This window comes from Pseudomonas sp. K5002 (genome assembly GCF_013386655.1).
GTDB lineage: Bacteria > Pseudomonadota > Gammaproteobacteria > Pseudomonadales > Pseudomonadaceae > Aquipseudomonas.
Map to the genome: position 1 here is coordinate 1 of NZ_JACARK010000789.1, position 5,977 is coordinate 5,977.

General features: G+C 61.0%; 4 protein-coding genes. All 4 read right to left on the minus strand.

The genetic code is table 11. The features are described from left to right. Positions 1-513 (minus strand): glycosyltransferase family A protein (locus HX846_RS28565; RefSeq protein ID WP_178966588.1); only part of this gene is annotated, 513 nt, incomplete at its 3' end. Then, positions 513-1,973, minus strand: coding sequence for a mannose-1-phosphate guanylyltransferase/mannose-6-phosphate isomerase (locus HX846_RS28570; RefSeq protein WP_003208208.1), 1,461 nt, complete (start codon positions 1,971-1,973; stop codon positions 513-515). The genes HX846_RS28570 and HX846_RS28565, both read right to left, overlap by 1 nt. After that, complete coding sequence (locus HX846_RS28575; RefSeq protein WP_003208206.1) at positions 1,973-3,412, minus strand: undecaprenyl-phosphate glucose phosphotransferase; 1,440 nt, start codon at positions 3,410-3,412, stop codon at positions 1,973-1,975. The genes HX846_RS28570 and HX846_RS28575 overlap by 1 nt, the downstream gene beginning before the upstream one ends. Positions 3,413-3,856: 444 nt before the next feature. Continuing rightward, positions 3,857-5,977, minus strand: a 2,121-nt coding sequence (locus HX846_RS28580; RefSeq protein ID WP_178966590.1) for a TonB-dependent siderophore receptor, incomplete at its 5' end; no start/stop codon positions are given.

A 5,977-nucleotide genomic window follows, 5' to 3' on the forward strand; every position in this document is an offset into this window, starting at 1 on the left:
GACGGCTTGCAGGGCGCTGCGCCGGTACACCGAAAACGAATCCGAGCTGAAGCAGGTCTTGATCCCCAGCTCCGGCGCATCCGCCAGGCTTTTGCTGCGGCTTTGCGGCGGGTAATTGAAGTGGCGTGACTGGGCGCCCAGCACGCCGGCATCCGGGTGCGGCAACTGGCGGCCGTAAGCGACGCCGTTGAGCGGGTCCAGTTCCAGTTCGCCCACCAGGTTGGCGAACGTCTCGGGTTCGGCGGGGATCGCGTCCTGGGTCATCACGATCAGCGCGTCGCCGTCGACTTGCTCGCTGGCCCAGCGGCGGGTGCCGCCATGGTTGAAGTCCTTGGCATCGATCACTTCGACCCGTACGCCGAACTCGCGAAAACGCGCCACGGTGTCATCGCTGGAAGCGCTGTCGACCACCAGGGTTTCGTCCGGTTGCAGGGTTTGCATGCGCAGCGCCGGCAGCAGCCGGTCGAGGTGGCTGGAAGCGTTGCGGGTCGGGATGATCAGGGCGGTACGCATCACTTCTTCACTTCGGCCGGAGCCCGGCCGTAGATGTCGTCAAAACGTACAATGTCGTCTTCGCCCAGGTACTCGCCGCTCTGCACCTCGATCATCACCAGGTCGATGATGCCGGGGTTGGTCAGGCGGTGCTTGTGCCCGGCCGGAATGTAGGTGGACTCGTTGGCGTTGATCAGGAATTCACGGTCGCCGTTGGTAATCATCGCCGCGCCGCTGACTACTACCCAGTGCTCGCTGCGGTGATGGTGCATTTGCAGGGACAAGGAGGCCTGGGGCTTGACCACGATGCGCTTGATCTTGAAGCGGCTGCTTTCTTCCAGCACGGTGTAGGTGCCCCACGGCCGGGTGACAGTGCGGTGCAGGCTGAATGCCGGATGGTCCTGGCGCTTGAGCTCGGCGACGATGTAGCGCACGTCCTGGCTGCGCTTGGCGTCGGCAATCAGGATCGCATCCGGGGTGTCGACGACGATCAGGTCGCGCACGCCCACTGCGCCCAACACGCGCTTGGGCGAGTCGATGTAGCAGTTGTGCACGTCATGCAGGATCGCCTGGCCATTGACCTGGTTGCCGTTGGCGTCGCTGGGGGTGAGTTGGCGCACCGCGTCCCAGGAACCGATATCACTCCAGCCGATGTCGCAGGGCACCACCGCCACTTGCGCGGATTTTTCCATCAGCGCCACGTCGATCGAGATGTCGGGCGCCGCGCCGAAACCTTCAGCGTTCAGCTCGCGCTGACGGCAACTGTTGTTGTTCAGGCTGTGGCCGTGCTCGAGGGCGGCCTTGGCGGCGTCCAGCACGGCGGGGGCGTGCAGCGCCAGTTCCTCCAGCAATGTACCGGCCTTGAAGCAGAACATCCCGGCATTCCACAGGTGCTTGCCGCCGTCCAGGTAGCCCTGGGCGGTGGCCAGGTCGGGCTTCTCGACGAAGCGCTTGACCCGGAACCCCTGGCCCAGCGCCTCGCCTTGTTCGATATAGCCGAAGCCGGTTTCCGGGTGGTCGGGCTGGATGCCGAACGTCACCAGGTAGCCGGCCTCCGCCAGTTCGCGGGCCTGGGTGACGGCATCGGCGAAGGCGCTTTCATCAAGAATCAGATGGTCGGCGGGCAGGATCAGCAACTGCGCCTCGCTGCCGAAGTTTTCCTGTACATGCAGGGCGGCCACGGCGATGGCGGCGGCGGTGTTGCGCCCGAACGGCTCCAGCAACAGGTCAAGGGCCAGATGGGCCTTGTTGACCACGCGGTAGTCATCGAGGGTGCGAAACAGCAGGTCGCGGTTGGTCACCGTCAGCACGCTTTCCACGCCCGGCAGGTGACTGGCCCGCAGGAACGTCTTCTGCAGCAGGCTCTGGTCATCACGCATGCGCATGAAAGGCTTGGGCATGTTCTGCCGCGACACCGGCCACAGCCGGGTGCCCGAACCACCGGAAATGATGCAGGGAATCAAGCCGTTGAGGGTGTTCATCAATAGACTTCCTTGGTCGAAAGGACGGCCGGGACCGTCATGAAAACGATGTACAAGTCGAACCACACCGACCACTTCGAGATGTACTCCAGGTCGTACTCAACGCGTTTCTGGATCTTGAACAGGGTGTCGGTTTCACCACGATAGCCGTTGATTTGCGCCCAGCCAGTGATGCCCGGTTTTACCCGGTGGCGCGAGCTGTACTCGCTCACGGCAACTTCGTAGGGCACGCCGGCGGCCTTGGTCGCGGTGGCATGCGGGCGCGGGCCGACCATCGACATGTTGCCCAGCAGCACGTTGAACAGCTGCGGCAGCTCATCGATGCTGGTCTTGCGAATGATCCGGCCCACGCGGGTGATGCGCGGGTCGCCGCGGGTGGTCTGGCGGTCGGCGTTGAAGTCGCTCATCTCGGCGTACATCGAGCGGAACTTGAACACCCGGATCACGTTGTCGTTGTAGCCAAACCGGTTCTGGCGAAACAGCACCGGGCCCTTGGAGTCGAGCTTGATGGCAATCGCCGTGATCAGCATGATCGGCGACAGTGCCACCAGGCCCAGGGTTGCCAGGATCAGGTCTTCACAGCGCTTGATAAACGGCGACCAGCCCCGCAGCGGCACGTGGGAGGTGTTGAACATCAGGATGCCGCCGACATCGGTGATACGGCTGTGGCCATAGCGCAGGGCCGCCATGTCAGGCACCAGCATGACGTTGACCGACATCTGCCGCAGGCGCTTCACCAGCCCGTTGATCCGCTGTTCGGCGGCCCAGGGCAGGGTGATCATCACCTGGTTGACCTGCTCGGAGCGGATCAGTTTTTCCAGGTCGCGCGTGTTGCCCAGCAGCGGCAGGTTGCTCAGTTCCTTGGGGATGCGCTCGGTGCGGTCGTCGATAAAACCGATCAGTCCGGAACGGATATCGCCGTTGCGCTGCAAGTGGTCGGCCACGTGCACGGCGGTGTCGGTGAAGCCGAGGATCACCGTGCGTTGCAGGTATTTGCCGCTGGCCATCAGGTTGCGGAACAGGCGCAGCATCACGATCCGCTCCAGCCCGAACAACGCCAGGCTGGTGATAAACCAGAACGCCAGGTTGCGCGGGCTCAACTGCGGGAACATCAGCAGAATCTGGTACATGAACAGCAGGATGCAAAAGGCCGCGGACCAGGCCACCAGCATGGTGCGAAACCGCAGGCGGTTGCTGAACAGCTCCTCGGAGTAAACCCCCATGGCCTGGAACAGAATGATCGTCAGGATCGCGAAAAACAGCAGCAAGCCGAGAAAGTGCGCGCGCAGTTCGGGGGCCATCGGGTCTGGATAAAACAGCAGGATCAGTGCTGGAAAAACGGCGGTGAGGCCGTGCATCAATTTTACGAAAACAACAAAGAACTCAATGAAACCGGCCCGGGTCAAAAACAGGCTGTCGACTGACGACTTCTCGCGCATAAAAACATCCCTCATTGCACACCAGGGCTTCCTTGTTCGGCTGCTCATCCATAAAGGCAGGGCTTGCTTTATAAGTGGCGCCAGACGAACGGTTACTTCGCTGGGTAATACGCAATTACCTATCTATCTGCAGGGAATTTGCGGGGTAATGGCTAAATGATGGTTCCCTTTTCGTCGCTCGTCAAGGTTTTGACTATTTTATAAGACCTTCGGTCTAGACACGTCAGGTACTCTCCCGCGTGACAGTTTGTTGACTGTCTTGGTCGGATTTCCGGGTTTTCCCGGAACAAAATGCTGGCGTTTTGGAGTGTAGGAACAAATTTAGGAAATTTCCTGCGGCTGAGGAAAACCTTTTTTTGACGGAGGTCGGATGCGGGGTTTTTCGGGGACAAGCGACGAGTGGTGAGGACGTGAGTCCGTCACCACATTGAGGCGGTACTAACCTTAAAAATTGCCTTTCAAACTGACAGTGAAGTTGCGCGGTTCGCCGTAGAAATTACCCCAGTCGGCCGTTCCCACCGTCTGATAGTAATTTTTGTCGAAGAGATTGTTACCGTTCAGCGCCACCGTCCATGTGTCATCAACCCGGTACGCCAACCGCGCATTCCATACCGCATAACCGGCTTGTTCCAGTTTGATGCCTTGAATTCGGTAGTTGCTGCTCTGGGCGTTGACGCCGGTGCCGACGCTCCATTTCGACAGTGTGCCGTCCAACTGATAATCGCCCCACAAGCGCAGCATGTGTCGCGGCACGTAGCTGTTTGCGACCGCGCCAATGGCGGCGCTGTTGATGTTGTTGAGATTCTTGGTCTGGGTGTAGGTGTAGCCGCCCGCCACTTGCAAGCGTTCCAGCAACTCGCCACTCAACTCGGCTTCGACACCTTGTGCGCGAACCTTGCCAGTGTCGGTGTAGCAATAGCCGTCTGCCGAGGTACCGCATTGGGTGGTGTAGTCGGTTTCGGCGGCGTTTTTCTCGATAGCGCGGAACAATGCCAGCGAGCTGTTGAGGCGCCCCTCAAACCATTCGCCCTTGATGCCCAGTTCGTAGTTTTCGCCGATTTTGGGCTTGAGGGCAGCGCCGGTCACCGTGGCGTTGGAGCTTTGTGGCTGGAAGATATCGGCGTAGCTGGCGTACACCGAAAGGTTGTCGTCGAGGTCATAGATCACCGCGGCGAACGGCGTGACTTCACCGGTTTCCTTGGTGCGTGCATCCTGCAGGGCCCATTCGCCCCAGGCGAGGTTATTCGACTGGCGGCGGTTTTCGAACCAACTGACGCGACTGCCGAGCACCACCATCAATGGCTCGGCCAGCCTCAGGCGCAAAGTGGCGTAGGTACCGTACTGGGTGGCGGTTTCCTTGACGGTGCCGCCCCGGTACATGTTGGGCCAGAAGGTATCGTTGGCGGGCTGCGGGAAGTGGTGGTTGGGCAGGAAGATACTTTGCCGGTCGGGCAGGCTGCGGATCGCGTAGACATCGTCCTGGGTGCCACGGCTGCCATTGGCGCCGATGATGAGTTCATGCTGCAAACCGAACGCTTCGAACTTACCGTCCAGGTAGGCATCCAGTCCGAAATCCCGGTGGTCGTAGTCAAACAGCGCGGCGTACATCTCGGCGGTTGGCGCCGGATCACCGTACTTCACGGTGCCTTGGCTGGCGGCGTATTTGATGTCTTGCAGGTTGCGGCTGTTCACCGCCGTGACCTTGAGTTGCCAGTCGTCGTTGAAGTGGTGGGTGAGGTCGGCAAACAGCGTAGTGCGTTGGCTCTGCCAGTCGTTCCAGGCCTGGCCCAGGCAGGTGGAACGGCTCAGGCCGATGCTCTTGCCGTCGCTGTAGCGCGGCACACCGCCCCAGCAGGGCGTTGCATCGACATCTTCGTAGCTGGCACCGATGCCCAGGGTGGTGTCAGGCGAGAGGTCAACATCCAGTGCGAGGTAGACAGCTTGGTCCTGGCGCTTGGAGACGTCCATGTACGAGCCACGGTTCTGTTGGCTGACCACGGCGCGGCCGCGTACGGTGCCGCTGTCATTGAGCGGGCCGCCGGTATCGATGTCGGCGCGGTAGTTGTCCCAGGTGCCGGCAGACAGCGACAGGCTGGTGGTGGGTTTGTCTTGTGGCCGCTTGCGGACGAAGTTCACCGCACCACTGGCGGTGCCGGCGCCCTTGAGCATGCCGGCCGCACCCTTGAGCACTTCCACCCGGTCATAGATCGCCATGTTGGCGGTGAAGCTGTCGGCCTGTACGTAGTCTTTGCCGATGTCCAACGGCACACCGTCGAACTGGTATTGGCCGAGCATCTTGAAACCACGGGAATAGAAATACTTGCCACCCATAGGTGAGTCGTAGGTGGTGATGCCCGGGGTGTGTTCCAGTAATTGATCGATGGTGGTGATGTTCTGGTCGTCGATCAGCTTGCGGGTCATGACGCTGACCGATTGCGGTGTTTCCCGCAGGCTGTGGGCGCCCTTGCCGATGGTCACTGCGCCGGTGGTGTAGGAACCGCTGCCGTCAGTGGTGACGCCGAGGTGTTCGCCGGTCACGGTGGTGGCGCCCAGGTTCAGCGCGCC